This window comes from Pseudomonas sp. S07E 245 (genome assembly GCF_019599025.1).
Classification (GTDB): Bacteria; Pseudomonadota; Gammaproteobacteria; order Pseudomonadales; family Pseudomonadaceae; genus Aquipseudomonas; species Aquipseudomonas shirazensis.
Genome location: NZ_CP080625.1, coordinates 1,177,258 through 1,194,365 on the forward strand (window position 1 = coordinate 1,177,258; position 17,108 = coordinate 1,194,365).

At 61.0% G+C, this 17,108-nt stretch carries 18 protein-coding genes; 9 read left to right on the plus strand and 9 right to left on the minus strand.

Annotation, left to right across the window (positions count from 1 at the left end; genetic code table 11):
- The 4 genes from K3F44_RS05245 to K3F44_RS05260 all read left to right on the plus strand — a co-directional run bounded on the left by K3F44_RS05245 (nt 1) and on the right by K3F44_RS05260 (nt 3,367).
- Nucleotides 1-699, plus strand: coding sequence for a CoA transferase subunit A (locus K3F44_RS05245; RefSeq protein ID WP_101318837.1), 699 nt, complete (start codon nt 1-3; stop codon nt 697-699).
- 34 nt (nt 700-733) lie between these two features.
- The gene (locus K3F44_RS05250; protein WP_150569450.1) at nt 734-1,390 is read left to right on the plus strand and encodes a CoA transferase subunit B; all 657 of its coding nucleotides are present in this window, start codon (nt 734-736) and stop codon (nt 1,388-1,390) included.
- A gap of 141 nt (nt 1,391-1,531) precedes the next feature.
- Complete coding sequence (locus tag K3F44_RS05255; RefSeq protein WP_220633479.1) at nt 1,532-2,950, plus strand: short-chain fatty acid transporter; 1,419 nt, start codon at nt 1,532-1,534, stop codon at nt 2,948-2,950.
- 66 nt (nt 2,951-3,016) lie between these two features.
- Nucleotides 3,017-3,367: a hypothetical protein gene (locus tag K3F44_RS05260; protein WP_150569449.1), complete on the plus strand. Its 351-nt coding sequence runs from the start codon at nt 3,017-3,019 to the stop codon at nt 3,365-3,367.
- A 102-nt stretch (nt 3,368-3,469) separates the two neighbouring features.
- Here the strand turns inward: K3F44_RS05260 and K3F44_RS05265 are convergent, their stop codons facing one another.
- Both K3F44_RS05265 and K3F44_RS05270 read right to left on the minus strand, forming a co-directional pair.
- A complete protein-coding gene (locus K3F44_RS05265; protein WP_220633480.1) occupies nt 3,470-4,354 on the minus strand; it encodes a dihydrodipicolinate synthase family protein in 885 nt (294 codons plus the stop codon).
- 32 nt (nt 4,355-4,386) lie between these two features.
- A complete protein-coding gene (locus K3F44_RS05270; RefSeq protein ID WP_220633481.1) occupies nt 4,387-5,169 on the minus strand; it encodes an aldolase in 783 nt (260 codons plus the stop codon).
- A 154-nt stretch (nt 5,170-5,323) separates the two neighbouring features.
- Between K3F44_RS05270 and K3F44_RS05275 the strand changes: the two genes are divergently transcribed.
- Nucleotides 5,324-5,863 (plus strand): helix-turn-helix domain-containing protein, encoded by a 540-nt coding sequence (locus K3F44_RS05275; RefSeq protein ID WP_220633482.1) that lies wholly within the window; start codon nt 5,324-5,326, stop codon nt 5,861-5,863.
- Nucleotides 5,864-5,875: 12 nt separating this feature from the next.
- The gene (locus tag K3F44_RS05280) at nt 5,876-6,688 is read left to right on the plus strand and encodes an AraC family transcriptional regulator (protein ID WP_220633483.1); all 813 of its coding nucleotides are present in this window, start codon (nt 5,876-5,878) and stop codon (nt 6,686-6,688) included.
- On the opposite strand, the gene K3F44_RS05285 is transcribed toward K3F44_RS05280, so the two are convergent.
- Entirely contained in the window at nt 6,650-7,234 is a 585-nt protein-coding gene (locus tag K3F44_RS05285) for a LysE family translocator (protein ID WP_220633484.1), read from the minus strand. The genes K3F44_RS05280 and K3F44_RS05285 overlap by 39 nt on opposite strands.
- Nucleotides 7,235-7,504: 270 nt before the next feature.
- On the opposite strand from K3F44_RS05285, the gene K3F44_RS05290 reads away from it, so the two are divergent.
- Complete coding sequence (locus K3F44_RS05290; protein ID WP_101318849.1) at nt 7,505-9,076, plus strand: TerC family protein; 1,572 nt, start codon at nt 7,505-7,507, stop codon at nt 9,074-9,076.
- Here K3F44_RS05290 and rarD read toward each other — a convergent pair.
- Together rarD and K3F44_RS05300 are read right to left on the minus strand one after the other, a co-directional pair.
- Nucleotides 9,039-9,926: an EamA family transporter RarD gene (rarD, locus tag K3F44_RS05295; RefSeq protein WP_101318851.1), complete on the minus strand. Its 888-nt coding sequence runs from the start codon at nt 9,924-9,926 to the stop codon at nt 9,039-9,041. The two genes, K3F44_RS05290 and rarD, sit on opposite strands and share 38 nt — an antisense overlap.
- A gap of 33 nt (nt 9,927-9,959) precedes the next feature.
- On the minus strand, nt 9,960-11,537 hold the full coding sequence (locus K3F44_RS05300) for a cyclic diguanylate phosphodiesterase (RefSeq protein WP_220633485.1): 1,578 nt from the start codon (nt 11,535-11,537) through the stop codon (nt 9,960-9,962).
- 301 nt (nt 11,538-11,838) lie between these two features.
- Between K3F44_RS05300 and hppD the strand changes: the two genes are divergently transcribed.
- Nucleotides 11,839-12,915, plus strand: a complete 1,077-nt coding sequence (gene hppD / locus K3F44_RS05305) for a 4-hydroxyphenylpyruvate dioxygenase (RefSeq protein ID WP_101318855.1) — start codon at nt 11,839-11,841, stop codon at nt 12,913-12,915.
- Nucleotides 12,916-12,939: 24 nt separating this feature from the next.
- Here hppD and K3F44_RS05310 read toward each other — a convergent pair whose 3' ends face one another.
- Nucleotides 12,940-13,734 carry a CSS-motif domain-containing protein gene (locus tag K3F44_RS05310; protein ID WP_188035807.1) on the minus strand — a complete coding sequence of 265 codons (795 nt, stop codon included), beginning with the start codon at nt 13,732-13,734 and terminating at the stop codon, nt 12,940-12,942.
- Between the two features lie 389 nt (nt 13,735-14,123).
- Here K3F44_RS05310 and K3F44_RS05315 point away from each other — a divergent pair, with 389 nt between their 5' ends.
- Complete coding sequence (locus K3F44_RS05315) at nt 14,124-14,492, plus strand: response regulator (RefSeq protein ID WP_220633486.1); 369 nt, start codon at nt 14,124-14,126, stop codon at nt 14,490-14,492.
- Between the two features lie 88 nt (nt 14,493-14,580).
- On the opposite strand, the gene K3F44_RS05320 is transcribed toward K3F44_RS05315, so the two are convergent.
- From K3F44_RS05320 to K3F44_RS05330, 3 genes are all read right to left on the minus strand, one after another.
- Nucleotides 14,581-15,636 carry a HEAT repeat domain-containing protein gene (locus K3F44_RS05320; RefSeq protein WP_220633487.1) on the minus strand — a complete coding sequence of 352 codons (1,056 nt, stop codon included), beginning with the start codon at nt 15,634-15,636 and terminating at the stop codon, nt 14,581-14,583.
- A 96-nt stretch (nt 15,637-15,732) separates the two neighbouring features.
- Nucleotides 15,733-16,296 (minus strand): NUDIX hydrolase, encoded by a 564-nt coding sequence (locus K3F44_RS05325; RefSeq protein WP_101318861.1) that lies wholly within the window; start codon nt 16,294-16,296, stop codon nt 15,733-15,735.
- A 2-nt stretch (nt 16,297-16,298) separates the two neighbouring features.
- The gene (locus K3F44_RS05330; RefSeq protein WP_101318863.1) at nt 16,299-17,051 is read right to left on the minus strand and encodes a GntR family transcriptional regulator; all 753 of its coding nucleotides are present in this window, start codon (nt 17,049-17,051) and stop codon (nt 16,299-16,301) included.
- Nucleotides 17,052-17,108: the final 57 nt, after the last annotated feature.

Sequence of the window (17,108 nt, forward strand, 5' to 3'; positions counted from 1 at the left end):
ATGGCCGGACTGGATAAGCGCGTTGCAACCTACGAAGAGGCCCTGGCAGGCCTGACCGACAACATGACCGTACTGGCCGGCGGCTTCGGCCTCTGCGGCATCCCGGAAAACCTCATCGCCCAGATCAAGCGCAGCGGGGTCAAGGGCCTGACCGTGGTCTCGAACAACTGCGGCGTCGATGGGTTCGGCCTGGGCATCCTCCTCGAAGAACGGCAGATCGCCAAGATGATCGCGTCCTATGTCGGCGAAAACGCCGAGTTCGAGCGTCAGTTGCTCAGCGGCGAACTTGAAGTGGTACTGACCCCCCAAGGCACTCTGGCAGAAAAAATGCGCGCGGGCGGCGCTGGCATACCGGCGTTCTTCACCGCCACCGGCTACGGCACCCCGGTTGCCGAAGGCAAGGAAGTGCGTGAGTTCAATGGCCGCAAGTACATCCTCGAAGAAGCCATCACCGGCGATTTCGCCATCGTCAAAGGCTGGAAGGCCGACCACTACGGCAACGTGGTGTATCGCAACACGGCGCAGAACTTCAACCCGCTGGCCGCAACCGCCGGCAAGATCACCGTGGTCGAGGTCGAGGAGATCGTCGAACCCGGCGTGTTGCTGCCAAGCGAGATCCATACCCCAGGGATCTTCGTCGATCGTGTGATCGTCGGTACCTTCGAGAAGCGCATCGAAAAGCGCACCGTCAAGGCCTGAACGCCGCCCATAGAACAACAAAGAGATCCAGACCATGGCACTGACCCGCGAACAGATGGCCCAACGCGTCGCCCGTGAACTGCAGGACGGCTTCTACGTCAACCTCGGCATCGGTATCCCGACCCTGGTGGCCAACTATGTCCCCGCCGACATGGACGTGATGCTGCAATCGGAAAACGGTCTGCTCGGCATGGGCGAGTTTCCCACCGAGAGCACTATCGATGCCGACATGATCAACGCCGGCAAACAAACCGTCACCGCCCGCCGCGGCGCTTCGATTTTCGATTCGGCACAATCGTTCGCGATGATCCGCGGCGGCCATGTCGACCTGACCGTACTCGGCGCCTTTGAAGTGGATGTGGAAGGCAACATTGCCTCGTGGATGATCCCCGGCAAGCTGGTCAAAGGCATGGGCGGCGCCATGGACCTGGTCGCAGGCGCCGACAACATCATCGTCACCATGACCCATGCATCCAAGGACGGCGAGTCCAAGCTGCTGTCGCGCTGCAGCCTGCCGTTGACCGGTGCTGGCTGCATTCGCAAGGTGCTGACCGACCTGGCCTATCTGGAAATCGAAAACGGGGCGTTCATCCTGCGCGAAACCGCGCCGGGCGTGACTGTCGATGAAGTGATCGCCAAAACCGCCGGCAAGTTGATCGTTGCCGATGATGTGCAAGAAATGACCTTCTGATCGCCGCCGCTTTACCCCAGCCCCCTGTAGTGGTGGGCTTGCTCTGCAAAGGCTGACCCCTTTGCCGAGCAGGCCCGCTGCTGCAGGTTTTTTGCGTGTGCCTTGAAATCCCCTGACAAGACCAATAAAAGGAAAACTACCGTGGCCGCTGAAATTCAGGATAGCCGCTCCGCCCGGTTCGCTCTGCGCTGCTCCAACTGGGCCGAGCGCTGGTTCCCCGACTCGTGGGTATTTGCCGCCTTGGCGGTGGTGCTGGTGTGCGTGGCCGCAATGGCCATGGGCGCCAAGCCGACCGACACTGCCAAGGCCTTTGGCGATGGTTTCTGGAGCCTGATCCCGTTCACCATGCAGATGGCCTTTGTGGTCATCGGCGGTTATGTGGTCGCCAGCTCACCGCCGGCGGCACGGCTGATCGATCGGCTGGCACGGATCCCGAAAAACGGCCGTTCTGCAGTCTGCTGGGTGGCGCTGATCTCGATGGTGGCGTCGTTGCTCAACTGGGGCCTGTCGCTGGTGTTCGGCGGCTTACTGGTAAGGGCATTGGCCCGCCGCACCGACCTGAAAATGGACTATCGCGCTGCAGGCGCAGCGGCCTACCTTGGCTTGGGCGCGGTATGGGCGCTGGGCTTGTCCTCGTCGGCGGCGCAGCTGCAGGCCAACCCGGCCAGCCTGCCACCGTCGATCCTGTCGATTACCGGCGTGATTCCCTTCACCGAGACCATCTTCCTCTGGCAGTCCGGCGTCCTGCTGGCGGCGCTGGTGATCGTCTCGCTGATCGTGGCCTATGCCACCGCACCCGGCGCCAGCAGCGCGCGTACTGCCGAGCAATGCGGTATCGACCCCAGCTTCACCGCGCCGCCGCCGGCGCAGCGTACCCGTCCCGGCGAATGGCTGGAACACAGCCCGGTGCTGACCTTGTTGCTGGTGGCATTGGCTGCAGGCTGGCTGTACCAGGAGTTCGCCAGCAAACCGGCGATTACCGCGATTTCCGGGCTCAACACCTACAACTTCCTGTTCATCATGCTCGGCGCTCTGCTGCACTGGCGGCCGCGCAGCTTTCTCGATGCCGTGACCCGCGCAGTGCCGACCACCACCGGGGTGCTGATCCAGTTTCCCCTGTATGGCTCGATCGCCGCGGTGCTGACTCAGGTCAAGGGCATCGATGAGCAGACTCTGGCTCACCATATCTCGACCTTCTTCGTGCAGATCGCCACGCACGACACCTATGCCTTGCTGATGGGCGTGTACTCGGCGGTGCTGGGCTTCTTCATCCCCTCGGGCGGCGGCAAGTGGATCATCGAAGCGCCGTACGTGATGCTGGTGGCCAACGACCTGCAGTATCACCTCGGCTGGGCGGTACAGATCTACAATGCGGCCGAAGCCTTGCCCAACCTGATCAACCCGTTCTACATGCTGCCGCTGCTTGGGGTGCTTGGGCTCAAGGCGCGGGACCTGATCGGCTTCTCGTTCGTGCAGCTGCTGGTGCACGCGCCGTTGGTGCTGGTGCTGCTGTGGGCACTCGGCTCGACCTTGCAGTACACGCCACCGGTGACGCCGTGAGCGGGTGCGGGCACTTAAACGGTTAAACGCGGTCACAGCCGGGCACATATTTACTCAGGAGCTGTAATGAAGAAGATTTCTCTGTGTCTCGGCGCCGCACTGTTGGCCGGGCTGGCGGGCTGCGCTGGCAATGACCACCTCGACACCAGCCGACTGACCAAGGTCGATGAGAACCACGCCAACCTTGAAGCGAACGGCGCGCGTTATACCCTCGACAGCTACATCATCCCGTTCAACCAGCCATACTTCATCAGCGTCCAGCGCGATGACGGCAAACCGCTGACCATCGCCGAGGCGGCAGCTGTCGCACAGCCGTACATCGAAACACGTGGCTGCACCCAGCCCGTGGCGCGTCGTCCGGATCTGGACAAGAGCAACGCTGCGAAAACCCAGTGGATCGTTGGCATCGAGTGCTGATGACTGGCTGTTTGCTGGTGCGCTGAATCGACAACGCCTGGCTGACCTCTGTTGAGGTTCAGGCAGGCGCTTGTGCAGGGTGTGGCTACCCGCTCAAACCGCTCAGCGCAGTTGCGCCAACAGTTCCTGCAGTTTTTCGATGTTCTGTTGATCCAGCGCGAACACCGGCCGGCGTGGTTCACCCGCATCCAGCCCGGTCAGGGTCAGGCCGGCCTTGACGGTAGCCGGTAAGCCGCCCTTGAGGATGAACTCAAGCAATGGCAACTGCCGGTAGAACAGCGTTTTGGCCTGTTCCAGGTCACCCGCCAGTACCGCGTGGTACAGCTCCAGATTGAGTTCCGGGATCAGGTTGCAGGCCGCCGTGCACCAGCCCTTGGCACCCGCCGCGAACGCTTCCAGCGCCAACGGGTTGCAGCCGTTGTAGAACGGCACCTGACCCCCACCGAGTACATGCAGCTTGTGCATCCGCTGAATATCGCCGGTGCTTTCCTTGACCATGGTGACGTTGTCGATTTCGCGCACGATGCGCAGGATCAGCTCGACCGGCATGTCGGTGCCGCTGGTGGCCGGGTTGTTGTAGAGCATGATCGGCAGGTCTACCGAAGCTGCGATGGCGCGGTAGTGCTGAACAATCTCGCGCTCGCTGAGCTTCCAGTACGCGGTCGGCAACACCATCAGCGCATCGGCGCCATGTGCCTGGGCAAAACGGGCACGGCGGATCGCCCCGGTAGTGGTCAGGTCAGAGACGCTGACGATGCTCGGCACGCGCTTGGCAATGCTGGCCAGGCTGTACTCGGCGACCTGTTGCCATTCACTGTCGCTCAGGTAGGCGCCTTCACCGGTGCTGCCCAGCGGCGCGATCACGTGCACGCCACTGTCGATCAAACGCTCGATGCACTGGCCGAGTGCGGGCAGGTCAAGCTGTTCGCCGGCATGGCTGAACGGGGTAACTGTGTAGCCGATGATGCCGTGGAATTGTGTAGTCATGGTGCAAGGCTCCGCAAACAAGGCAGGGTTGATCAGTTCAGGCAGTCTTCATGCTTACGCAGGCACTGGCGGGCGTAATAGTTGAAGGCAGCAGTGTGGCGTTTGGGCCGGTCGATCCAGTCGTGTGCCTCGCGGCCCAACGCGGGAGTGATCGGTTTGATGGTGCCGGCAGCCATCGCCAGCAATTGCAGACGGGCGGCGCGTTCGATCAATTGGGCGTAGACGCAGGCTTGCTCGACGCTGGCACCGGTCGACAGCTGGCCGTGGTGCGAGAGCAGAATGGCGCGCTTGTCGCCCAGCGCGTTGCTGATCAGTTCGCCTTCTTCGTTGCCCACCGGGACACCTGGCCAGCCTTCGAGAAAGGCGCAGTCTTCGTAAAGCGGGCACAGGTCCATGTGCGAGACCTGCAGCGGCACTTCAAGCATCGACAGCGCTGCGACGTGAGTCGGATGCGTGTGAATGATGCAGTTGACGTCTGGACGGGCGCGATAGACCCAGCTGTGAAAACGGTTGGCCGGGTTGGGCATGCCCTGTCCTTCGAGCACTTCCAGGTCCTCGTTGACCAGCAGCAGGTTGCTCGCACTGATCTCGTCGAAACCCAAGCCCAATTGCTGGGTGTAGAAGGTACCGGGTTGTGCCCCGCGGGCGCTGATTTGCCCAGCCAGGCCGGAGTCATGGCCGTGGTCGAACAGAATTCGGCAGGTCAGTGCCAGCTTTTCGCGCACGGTCCACGTATTATCGGCGAGCGAACTTTGCATCTGGGTCAGCGCCTGGCGCACCAGTTGCTCTTTGCTGTGTGACAGGGTTGTGGCCATGGGCGACTATCCTCTGTGGCGAATGATGAAGGTCAGCGGTCTGTGCTCGGCTGTGTGGTGTGGTCCGAGCTCAATGACGCAATCAATGACACGAAATATCCTATATGACACTAAGTGTCATAAGCAACAGCGTTTCTTGGGAATACCGAAATTCATGTCTATCCGATTGAAATTGCTGAGAAAAAAACTCGGTATCACGCTTGAGGTACTGGCTGACAAGGCCGGGATGACCAAAAGCTACCTGTCCAAGGTCGAGCGCGGGCTGAACACACCGTCGATCGCCAGCGCGCTGAAATTGGCGCGGGCGTTGAACGTCAATGTCGAAGAGCTGTTCTCCGCAGACGCCAGCGATCAGGCGCGCTACAGCCTGGTCCGCCAGGGTGAACGGCAGTCCTTGGTCGGCAGCGGCGAGGGTCCCGGCTATGCCGTGCTGACCTCGCAGGTCGGCCAGCGCAGCCTGCTGCCGTTTCTGATCCAGCCGCCCACCGAGTTCAGCGATCCGACCTTCAAGGAGCACCAGGGCGAGGAGTTTCTGTTCGTCCATAGTGGCCAGGTTGAGGTCGATTTCATGACCGAGCGTGTGCTCCTGGGGCAGGGCGATGCCTTGCATTTCAACGCCCAGACTCCCCACCGGCTGCGCTCGATTGGCCCGCAGCAGGCGCAGTTGCTGGTGGTCGTGCAGGGCGGCGAGTAAGGGGGCGGGGCGATGATCGAGGTCTCACGGTTCTGGCGCGATCCGGCATTGCCTTTTGTTGAAGCGCGCCGCGTGGGTGACGGCCGCCAGGTGTGTTACGCGGCACACTCCCATGAGAGCTTCTCGCTTGGAGTGATTACGGGTGGGCGCAGCAGCTACATGACCGGAGCGGTCAGTCATGAGGTGACTGCGGGCAGCACGGTGTTGATCAAACCGAGCGTGGTGCACAGTTGCAACCCAGTTGCTGGCGAGGCGTGGTCGTACCTGATGCTGTTTGTCGATATGCCGTGGCTGAGTGCGCAAGGCGTGCAGTTGCCAGAGGCAACCCTGAGCCATTCCACAGCGCTGTACAGCCGGGTACTACAGTTGTTCGCGGACTTGTTCGATGAAGCGACGGCCGAGCGCGAAGCCTTGCTGGCAGCTTTTTTTCGGGACTTGCCCGGCTATCTGCAACCTGAGGTAGCGACGCCCAATGATGAGCATGCGCAATTGGACGCTGGCGCAGCGTTCATCCGCACGCACCGGCAGGACCCGTTGACCCTCGCCGAGATCTGCGCCGCTGCTGGTTTGTCGCGGGCCTACCTGATTCGCGCCTTCCGCCAGCGCTTTGGGTTGACCCCGCATGGTTATCTGCTGGACCAGCGCGTGCAATATGCGCGCAGCCAACTGCGCCTGGGCCGGCCCATCGCCGAGGTGGCGGTGGACGCAGGCTTTGCTGATCAGGCGCATTTGCAGCGCGCGTTCAAGCGGCACCTGGCGGCAACCCCCGGGCACTACCGTAACGCCTCAGGCGCGCAGCAGCACCACAGCGCTGGCCACGAGTAATGCCGCCAGCAGGCGATTGAACAAGCGCAAGCGCTTCGGCTTGTCCAGGTAGTGGCTGATCACACTGCCGGCCCACGCCCAGCTGGCGATCGAGACAAAGCAGATCGGCGCGTAGATTGCGCTGAACAGCCACAGCAGTGGCTGATCCCCGCCGGTATAGGCGCCCACGCCGGCAACAGCCGCCAGCCACGCCTTCGGGCTCAGCCACTGCATGGCCGCGCCTTGCCAGGCTGAGGGTGCCTGCAGCTGTTGTTCAGCCGCTAGTTCGCCGTTGTCGCGGGCCAGTTGCCAAGCCATATACAGCAGGAACAACACACCGCCCCACAACAGCAACTGGCCCAGCGCTGGCCAGCGCAGCAACAGCTGGTGCACACCCAAACCGCACAGCAGCAGTAGCAAACAGAAACCCAGCGTCGCACCTGCGACATGGCCAAGGCTCGCCCGCAGGCCGTGGCGGGCGCCGCTGGCCAGGGCTACGATATTGACGGGGCCGGGTGAAATCGAGGCTGCCAGGGCAAAGGCAGCCATGGACAAGGACAGGCTCATGAGCAGGACTCCAGAGTTGAGGTGCGCTGATGGTGCGCGCCCACCCGGCCTACGTATTGAACCAAAGTCCCCTGCGGTTTGCCTCGGAAACACCTGTTACAGGTTTTGTAATAGTTTCCCGCTGTCAGAAAATACGACTGTAATTGTAGGATCTCCATCCCAATTTCCCATTCAGGTATCTATGAACACCTTCTCGGAGCCCCCCAGTTCCTGGTCGTCCCGGCCATCTTGCACCCCCTCCCGTAGCACATCCCTTGTGAGTACCCGCTAATGGAATGGCTTGCCGACCCCACGGCCTGGCTAGGCCTGTTGACGCTTATCGTCCTCGAGCTGGTGCTGGGTATCGACAACCTGGTGTTCATCGCCATCCTGGCTGACAAGCTGCCCCCGCATCAGCGCGACCGCGCGCGGGTGATCGGCTTGAGCCTGGCGCTGATCATGCGCCTGGGCCTGCTGGCCAGTATCTCGTGGATGGTCACCCTGACCGAGCCGCTGGTCGAACTTTTCGGCAAGACGTTCTCGGGCCGTGACCTGATCATGCTGTTTGGTGGTGTGTTCCTGCTGTTCAAGGCCACCATGGAACTGCACGAACGACTGGAAGGGCATGTTGCGCAGTCCAGCGGCAGCGTCCGCCATTCGGCGTTCTGGCCGATCGTTGCGCAGATCGTGGTGCTCGATGCGGTGTTCTCGCTGGACGCGGTGATCACTGCAGTGGGTATGGTCGAACACCTGTCGATCATGATGATCGCGGTGATCTTCTCGATCGGTATCATGATTGTTGCCAGCAAGCCGCTGACCCGCTTCGTCAACGCCCATCCGACCGTGATCATGCTGTGTCTGGGCTTCTTGATGATGATCGGCTTCAGCCTGACCGCAGAGGGCCTGGGCTTCCATATCCCGAAAGGCTACCTGTACGCGGCGATTGGTTTCTCGATCCTGATCGAGCTGTTCAACCAGCTCGCCCGGGCTCGTCGCAAGCGCAGCCTGCAACAGCATCGCCCACTGCGTGAGCGCACTGCGCATGCGGTATTGCGCCTGATGGGCGGTCGCCGGGTAGAAGCGGACGAAGTTGGTGAAGAGATTGCCGATCTGGTTGAGGGTGGTCAGGAGCAGGTGCTGTTCGATCGCCGCGAGCGGGTCATGATCAGCGGTGTGCTGAACCTTGCCGAACGGCCGATCCGCACGGTGATGACGGTGCGTACCGAAGTCGATGCGCTGGACCTGGCACTGCCTGCCGAGAGCATAACCTTGGCCTTGGCCAACTCGCCATACTCGCGCCTACCACTGATTCGTAACGGGCGTATCGAGGAGCCGCTTGGTTTCGTGCACAAGAAGGAGCTGCTCAAGGAGTACCTCGAGGGCAACAGACCTGACCTTGAGGCGATGGTGCGGGCGCCCCTGAATCTGCTGGAGAGCTTCAGCATCCTCAATGCGCTGGAGCAGATGCGCGGCCAGTCGACCCATATCGCCTTTGTGGTCAACGAATTCGGTGACTTCACCGGTTTGCTGACCATGACCGATATTCTTGAGTCGATTGCCGGTGAGTTGCCAGACGCCAGTGAGGTCGAAGGCCCGGCCATTGTCGAGGAGGCTGACGGCTTTGTGGTCAGCGGTGCCTTGAACCTTAGCCAGGTGCAGGCGCGGACCGGCTTCAGTGCCCGCGCTACCGAGGACTACCAGACCCTCGCGGGCCTGGTGATGAGCTTGCTGGACCGCTTGCCGCGGGTCGGTGATTGTCTGGCCTGGAACGGCTGGACCATGACCGTGATTGCGGTGGAGGAGCGGCGCGTGCGCCAGGTGCGCCTTACACAGAGCGGCGGCGTTGACGGAGCAGGTGCTTGATGCCCTCGAGCACCAGCACCAGTACTGCTGCCCAGATAGGCAGGTAAGTCAACCACTGGTCACGACCAATGGTTTCGCCCAGCAGCAGGGCGACGCCGACCAGCAGCACCGGTTCGACATAGCTGAGCAGGCCAAACAGGCCGAACGGCAACAGCCGACTGGCGAGTACATAGGCAATCAGTGCACCGGCGCTGATTGCCCCGAGCAGCGGAATCAAGCCGTAAAGCCCGGGGTGTGCACGCAGGTCGGCGGCCGACAGTGGGCCGTGGAACACGAAGTACAGCGCCCACGGCAACAGCAGGAACATGTCGCACCACAGACCGCCCAGGTGATCGGTGCGGCAGCGCCTGCGCAGCACGAAGTAGATCGGGTAGCCGATCATCACCACCAGGGTTTCCCAGGCGAAGCTGCCATGCTGGTACAGCTCGTGGCCTACCCCCAGCGCTGCGCACGCCACTGCCACTTTTTGCAGGCGTGAAAGCCGTTCGCCGTAGACCAGCCGCCCGGTCATGACCATCGCCAGCGGCAACAGGAAATAGCCCATCGACACCTCTAGGCTGCGCCCGTGCAACGGTGCCCAGAGGAACAGCCACAGCTGCACACCCATCAACCAGGAAGTGCCGAGCATGCCCAGTAGCAGCGCCGGGCTGCGGCGCACCCGGGCAAACAGCTCGGCGACACGCTGCCAGTCCTTGCTCAGCAGCATGAAAAAGGTCAGGCAGGGTAGGGTCAGCAGGGTCCGCCAGCCAAAAATCTCTTCGCCGTCGAGCGGCGCCAGCAGCGAGCTGTAGAAGTACATCACGGCGAACAAGCAGGACGCCGTGACCGATGTAACAATTCCTTTTGACACGAATGCCTCAATTACAGTGAATGAACGGTTTGGTCAGCTGCGCATGATCTCAGGGCGAACTTCCTTGGGCAACTGCGGACGAGCCGCCAACGCCTGTAGAAAGTCCTCCAGCGGCATCGGCCGAGCAAACAGGTAACCTTGCTGAAAGTCCACGCCGTGACCTTGCAGATAATCGCGCTGCGTGGCTGTTTCGACACCTTCGGCGACAATGCCCAGGCCCAGCTTGGCCGACAGTTCGATGATGCTCTCGAGGATGTGCTGCGACAGCGCGTCACCGCCGATCATGGCGACAAAGCTCTGATCGATCTTGAGGTAATCGACCTTGAACTGACGCAGGTAATTAAGGCTTGACTGGCCGGTGCCAAAGTCGTCGAGGGCGATCATCACGCCCATGTCATGCAGTTTGGCAAACAGCTCGAGCGCAACCGGGGTGGCCTCAAGCAACTTGCGTTCGGTGAGCTCCAGGGTCAAGGCAACTCGCCCAGGAGGAAAGTGCTGCAGGAACGTCCGGCAATCTTCCAGCAAGCTCAGGTCCTGGCAGTGGTCGGCAGTGATGTTGATGCCGATATGAAAGCCGTCTTCCAACAGGGCCGCGTAGGGCGCGAGGCTTTGAGCGGTGTGCAGCATGAGGGCACGGGTCATCGCGACGATCTGCCCGCTGTGTTCGGCATAGGGGATGAACAGGTCAGGGCGCACCAGACCTTCGCGCGGATGGTTCCAGCGCATCAACACCTCGGCCCCGGCCCAGTGGTAATCACCCTTGCGTACTACAGGTTGGAAGTATGGTACGAATTCGTTGGCCTGTAGCGCCCGATCCAGCTCCGCGCGTGGGGACGATGCACGGCGCAGTTGCCAGCGGCAGACACCTGCGGCCGCGACGCCCAGCAGCAGTAAAAGGGCCATCACCGCAGGGTACTGCTGACTGATCAGTTCGACCTGCTCGCCTGCGGCAAAACCGCCATGGACACTGAACGGATAACGCGTCGAGGCCTGCTCTACTGCGGCGCTGGGCAATGCAGGCGGAGTGCCTTGATGAACTATGCCATCTTGGCCCATCCAATTGCCGCCGACGCGCAGGTACAGTTGCTGACCGCTGCCAATGAGCCTCAAGGCAGTGAGCAGATGGTCACTGTCGACAATGGTGAGCGCCGCGCGTTGTGCGTTGCCTGCACGATAGACCAGCAAGGCATGCCCTGGCGTGACAGAGTTGCCATCCATCAGCCACAGACGGTCGTCAGTATAATGAATGGGGCTGACATCCTCCTGATGCTCGCCAAACAATGACGTACAGTAGAGGATGTTGTCGCTGACCAGATTGGCTGAGCGCACAAAAGGATTGCGCGTGACCTCACTGCGCAGCGCGACCGCAAGCTGCGCGCACGGCTGCCCTGCCAGTGGCAGCAGGGCCTGGGCTGCCGTTGCCAGGCTGTCAAGAATGTGCTCGACATGGGCAACGACCAGACGGCTGGTTTTCTCGCTGGCCTGATACATGTCACGCTGGCTTTGCCAAGCCATTACACCAGCCCCGCACAACACAGGCAGAAGGCCCACCAGCCACGGGAGCAGGGCATGCCAACGGCGGCGGCCGGGATGTTTGTTTGAAAGGGGCATGTGGACCTGAATGTGACGATGACCTGCCTAGGATAGCCGCTGGTCGGGCTGAGCGGACAACTAAAAGCGCGACAAACCCATTTACGCCCTATAGAATCCAATTACGAATAAAACAATAAAGTCCTCTCATGCTGAGGGCCAAGCCGCCGAGAATGTGCCCCTATGCCACACCATGGGTTCAAATTGATCATTGGTACTTTCCTCGCCCGCAGCGTGCGTGGCATCCCCTGCTCGCCACCCGGCTGTCCGCCATCGAACGCAACTGAATAATCGTTATTACGCAGTAGATGAGGACACGAACATGGCTGATATCTTCGAAAACCCGATGGGCCTGATGGGCTTTGAGTTCATTGAACTGGCATCGCCGACGCCGGGCGTGCTGGAACCTGTATTTCAGATACTGGGTTTCACCAAGGTCGCTTCGCACCGCTCCAAAGATGTCCACCTGTACCGCCAGGGCGACATCAACCTGATCCTCAACAACGAGCCCAAAAGCATTGCCTCGTACTTTGCTGCCGAGCATGGTCCGTCGGTGTGTGGCATGGCCTTCAAGGTGCGCAACGCCCATGAAGCCTATGCGCGTGCACTCGAGCTGGGCGCGCAGCCGGTGGAGATCGAAACCGGCCCGATGGAGCTGCGACTGCCCGCCATCAAGGGCATTGGTGGTGCGCCGCTGTACCTGATCGACCGTCACGAAGAAGGCAGCTCGATCTACGACATCGACTTCAAGTTCATCGAAGGCGTCGAGCGCAATCCGGTCGGTGCGGGGCTGAAGATCATCGACCACCTGACCCACAACGTCTACCGTGGGCGCATGTCGTATTGGGCCAACTTCTACGAGAAGCTGTTCAACTTCCGCGAAATTCGCTATTTCGACATCAAGGGTGAATATACCGGCCTCACCTCCAAGGCCATGACTGCGCCGGATGGCATGATCCGTATTCCGCTGAATGAAGAGTCGTCCAAGGGCGCCGGCCAGATCGAAGAGTTCCTGATGCAGTTCAATGGCGAGGGCATCCAGCATGTCGCCTTCCTTACCGATGATCTGCTCAAGACCTGGGACGCGCTCAAAGCTCTGGGGATGCGCTTCATGACCCCGCCACCACAGACTTACTACGAGATGCTTGAAGAGCGGCTGCCAGGCCACGGCGAGCCGGTGGACCAGCTGCAGCCGCGCGGCATTCTCCTCGACGGCGCGGCTGAATCAGGTGACAAGCGCCTGCTTCTGCAGATCTTCTCGGAGACCTTGTTGGGACCAGTGTTCTTTGAATTCATCCAGCGCAAGGGTGATGACGGTTTCGGTGAAGGCAACTTCAAGGCCTTGTTCGAATCGATCGAGCGGGATCAGGTGCGTCGCGGCGTTCTCGACGTGCAATGACGGCTGGCGCACCCTGCTTGTGGTTCAGGCAGTGGTGCGCTCTCGCTTGCGCCGAGCGCGGAGTATGCCCCAGTAGGTAATGGCGGCAGTCAGCAGACCTACCAGCGTCAGCGAGGGCAAGACCTGAACCATCAGCATACGCGCCTCTGACAGCGTGTACCCCGCTGGATAGCCCACGTTCACCCGATAGTCATGCCGAGTCGACGGCGTACTGCGGAAGAATTCGCTCTGTGAAGGTTGTTGCTGATCGCGGCTATCGCCTTGACTCCAGAGATAAGCGTCCTCGAACTCCAGTACCAACACAAGCCCATCCTGAAAACCCTGCAGTTCTCTGCGCAGCTCAATGCCATAGCTCGTCGCAATGATGCCTGGGCCATCGTTGCTCAACCGGTATTCGACCATCACGCCATTGGGCGTTGTCGGCGAGTCGAAATTCAGCCTGACCGTGCGTCCGGCGGTGATGTCGATGTGATGCGGAATGATCGTTGGCAAGGTGCTGCAGTACGCCAGATCATCTTTGGTCAGCTCCAGTGAGTGGATTCGCGGGTCGCTGGCGGTCATCGCTCGCAGTTGTTCGATCACGTTGTCACACGCCTGGCCGCTGAACTGGCTGGCGGTACTGGCCGTGAGCAACAGACTGTCCAAGCGTCGATCGATCGCGAACAAAGCCTCATGGGCCGATATGCGCGCGTTTTCGTCCAACTTGCGCTCCAGCTGGTAGTACATCACGGTCAGCCCGGAAACGATCGGTATCAGCCCGACCGCCGAGACTAACAGCAGCTCCAGCAAACTACGCCCTGTGTGCATGAGTTTTGACATCGGCAACATCCTTCCCTCTGGTGCTGTCCGCGTTTGGACAACTGGCAGATCAGATTACGTAGGGCGCGACACCGCAGATGTAGGCTTATGTCGATTCAGCTTTGGGGAAACACCAGCTACGCTGTGGGAGCTCGGAGCAAAGCGGCGTCAGAGGTCTCCTGCTTGCCTCGCAAATCCGGCGTTGCAGTGGATCAACTTCCAGCAGATCATGCGCATTAAGTAGTCAGCCAGCCGAGGTCAAGGAATCCAGACAGTGGTCGCCAAGGGCAAGTCGTCCGATACCGATTTTCAAGTCATCCATCTTCAACCCAGTTGGAAGCAGGTCGACCCGATTGCGGAGGCCATTCGCATGTTCGATTGGGGCGCCACCCCCTGGGTGTACTCGCGCAATGGCCGTCCTCGCTGCGGCACGCCGTGGATATCATGCTCGCGTCGCCGTTCCCGGCAGCGCTGATATGGGGCGACAGACTTACGATGTCGCAGATGCTGCAGGTGCGATGAGCAAGTTTCGCCACGATGGAAGTTTCGATCTTTTCATCACCGACATTGGCCTGCTTGGCGGATCCAGTGGTCGCCAGGTGGCGCAGGCGATGCGGCGGCTGCAACCGCAGCAGAAGATCCTGTTCATAACCGGCTACAGCGAGCACCCGATCGAGCAGGCCTTGCTCGACCAACCCGATACGGGCTTGATGCTCAAGCCATTCTCGCTCGCACTGCTGGTTGCTCGGGTACAGAGTATGCTGACCGAGGCAGAGTGATAGAGCGCTGGCTAACAGTTTGTACAGTCCGCGTCGCCTCTAACCCCAGTCCTGAAGCCTCGGACAGAGTGCAATTGGTTGCCAAGTGCTACAAGCCTTGTTGCAGAATCGGATCGTCCGGGTTCTGGCGCTCTAGCTCGGCCAGCAGCACTTGCACATTCTGCAGTTGCCCGGTCTCCTTCCAGTACTGGATCAACAAAAGCCGCGCGTTGCGACTGGCAGGTTGCCGGTCGAGGATGGTTTGCAGCTGCTTCTGGGCGGCTTCAACCTGCTCGAGCTGATGCAAGGTGACCGCCAGCATGTAGCGGTAATCAGTGTTTTCCGGCTCCAGTTCAACCGCGCGGGCAAACGCCAGCAAGGCATATTCAGTTTGCTGATGGCGATTGAGCCACAGACCGAGATCGTGCTGCAGAAAGGCCGAGTCTGGCTGCAGCGCCAGCGCTTTGGCCAAAACCTGGCGAGACTCGTCGTGCAAGCCTTGGCGTTCGAGCAGGCGTACCTGGACGGCGAGGGCATCCAGGTTTTGCGGGCTCAGCTGCAGACTGCGCTGCAGGGCCAAAGCGGCATGTGCGTAATCATCCTCATGCAGGTACAACCGGGCCAGATGCACTTGCGCAGCGCTGTCTTCCGGTTGCGCCAGAAGGGCTCGTTGGTAGGCTTCGAGGGCTTGTTGCAGCGGCCCGAAATACAAGCCGATGGCGTCCGCGTCGAGGCCGAGGAGGGCATCTACTGCCGCGAAGCGCACACTTGGCTCGTCATCATCAAGCATAGGCCCAAGCGCCAGGCTGCGTTGGCCGGCAGGCAACAGGCGGCGAATACTCTCGATGGCTGCGCGACGTACCATCGGGTCATCATGTTGCAGGTCAAGCCTGGCCAGCTCCAGCGCTTTTGGCGAGGGATAGTTGGACAACTCGGCATACAGTGCTGCGCGCCGGATGGGCGTCAGGTCTTCACGCTGCAACTGTTGATAGAGCACCCGCGCAGCTCCTGGCAGGCCGTCGTGGGCCTGGCGCAGCGCTTTGCCATAACTGTGCGGCGCGACTGCCGGGACGCTAATTTCGACATCACGCGAGCAGTAGCCGAGGGTGGCCGATACCAGGACCAGAGCGAACACGGCGATCAGGTACAGGCGGTGTCTGGGCATTGGCAGGTCCGGTGGTCAGGAAGCACTGAGCTTGGGCCAGCCGCCGCCTAAATGCAATGCGGGAGGGCGCGTGGGCGTCGCTAGACAACACCGCAGTCAGCGAATGAAATGCACCTTGCCGGTGTCGTCATTGCCCATGTAGATCCCGTACACACCCGCCTGACGCTCCAGGATATAGCGCTCGAGAATCTGTCGGATGGCCGGGTAGTAGATCTCGTCCCAGGGGATCTGGTCAGGCTCGAAAAACTTGTAGGCGAGGGTCTCGGCACCGAACACGCCGGTTTCAGCGGTGGCGATGGCGCGGAAGACGATATACACCTCGCTGATTTTGGCCACGCTGAAGATCGAGTAGGGCGAGACGATTTCGGCCTGTACGCCGGTTTCTTCCCAGACTTCACGCAGCGCCGCCTGTTCGGTGGTTTCGCCGGCTTCCATGAAACCTGCCGGTAGCGTCCAGGTGCCAGGGCGCGGGGGGATCGCGCGCTGGCACAACAGGTACTTGCCATCGCGCTCGATGATGCAGCCGGCGATGATTTTCGGGTTGATGTAATGGATGTAGCCACAAGCGCCGCAGTACAGGCGCTCATGGGTATCACCGGAAGGTACGCCCCGGGCAAGCTCGGTAGTGCAGTACGGGCAATAGCGCGGGGCGTTGGGCATGGTCAGCGGCCTATGCGAGGGTCCTTCAGGGCCAGGGGCGCAACGATCTCGCGCACCTTGGTATTGTCGTCCTGCTTCTGGCGCAGGTAGTCCAGCGCCACTGCAGCGGCAGCGCGTACGTGGTCGACCGAGGCCTGGTGTGCGGCAAGCGGGTCGCCACTCTTGATCGCCGCAACGATCTTTTCCATTTCCTTGTTGCTGGCGCCACGGCGGTTCTGTTGCGACACCGAGGTCGCTCGCAGGTAGCTGATGCGCGCCTGCAACTGACGCAACTGGGTTGCCGCGACATGGTTGCCGGAGCCTTCCAGGAGCACGTCGTAGAAGCCTTGCACCGAGTCGATCACCTGTTGCAACTCGCCATCTTCAAGCGCTTCGCGGTTGACTTCGAGCGCGCGCTCGAGGGCGCGGATGTCCTTGGCCTTGGCGTTGAGGGTGAACAGCTGGACGATCAGGCCCTCGAGTACACAGCGCAGCTCGTAGATGTCACGGGCATCTTCCAGGGTGATGATCGCGACCCGCGGGCCCTTGGCGTCGGCAAATTCGACCAGGCCTTCGGATTCGAGGTGGCGTAGTGCTTCGCGGACCGAAGTACGGCTGACGCCGAGGCGGTCGCACAAGTCGCGTTCGACCAAGCGGTCACCGGGTAACAGGTGAAAGTTCATGATCGCGTTGCGCAGCTTGTCGAGCACGATCTCGCGCAGGGTAACGGGGTTGCGGTTGACCTTGAAGCTGTCGTCGAGTGGCTGGCGTTTCATCAGGTGCGCTCTTTATGAGGCTGTTGCGCCAACCTCGCGAAGCACCACGAACCGGGG

Coding starts and splice junctions, on each gene's coding strand:
- K3F44_RS05245 (WP_101318837.1), top strand. CDS start 1: ATGGCCGGACTGGATAAGCGCGTTGCAACCTACGAAGAGGCCCTGGCA.
- K3F44_RS05300 (WP_220633485.1), bottom strand. CDS start 11,537: ATGCCCCTTTCAAACAAACATCCCGGCCGCCGCCGTTGGCATGCCCTG.
- K3F44_RS05290 (WP_101318849.1), top strand. CDS start 7,505: ATGGAATGGCTTGCCGACCCCACGGCCTGGCTAGGCCTGTTGACGCTT.
- K3F44_RS05260 (WP_150569449.1), top strand. CDS start 3,017: ATGAAGAAGATTTCTCTGTGTCTCGGCGCCGCACTGTTGGCCGGGCTG.
- K3F44_RS05280 (WP_220633483.1), top strand. CDS start 5,876: ATGATCGAGGTCTCACGGTTCTGGCGCGATCCGGCATTGCCTTTTGTT.
- K3F44_RS05310 (WP_188035807.1), bottom strand. CDS start 13,734: ATGTCAAAACTCATGCACACAGGGCGTAGTTTGCTGGAGCTGCTGTTA.
- K3F44_RS05330 (WP_101318863.1), bottom strand. CDS start 17,051: ATGAAACGCCAGCCACTCGACGACAGCTTCAAGGTCAACCGCAACCCC.
- hppD (WP_101318855.1), top strand. CDS start 11,839: ATGGCTGATATCTTCGAAAACCCGATGGGCCTGATGGGCTTTGAGTTC.
- K3F44_RS05315 (WP_220633486.1), top strand. CDS start 14,124: ATGGCCGTCCTCGCTGCGGCACGCCGTGGATATCATGCTCGCGTCGCC.
- K3F44_RS05285 (WP_220633484.1), bottom strand. CDS start 7,234: ATGAGCCTGTCCTTGTCCATGGCTGCCTTTGCCCTGGCAGCCTCGATT.
- K3F44_RS05325 (WP_101318861.1), bottom strand. CDS start 16,296: ATGCCCAACGCCCCGCGCTATTGCCCGTACTGCACTACCGAGCTTGCC.
- K3F44_RS05320 (WP_220633487.1), bottom strand. CDS start 15,636: ATGCCCAGACACCGCCTGTACCTGATCGCCGTGTTCGCTCTGGTCCTG.
- K3F44_RS05270 (WP_220633481.1), bottom strand. CDS start 5,169: ATGGCCACAACCCTGTCACACAGCAAAGAGCAACTGGTGCGCCAGGCG.
- K3F44_RS05275 (WP_220633482.1), top strand. CDS start 5,324: ATGTCTATCCGATTGAAATTGCTGAGAAAAAAACTCGGTATCACGCTT.
- K3F44_RS05265 (WP_220633480.1), bottom strand. CDS start 4,354: ATGACTACACAATTCCACGGCATCATCGGCTACACAGTTACCCCGTTC.
- K3F44_RS05250 (WP_150569450.1), top strand. CDS start 734: ATGGCACTGACCCGCGAACAGATGGCCCAACGCGTCGCCCGTGAACTG.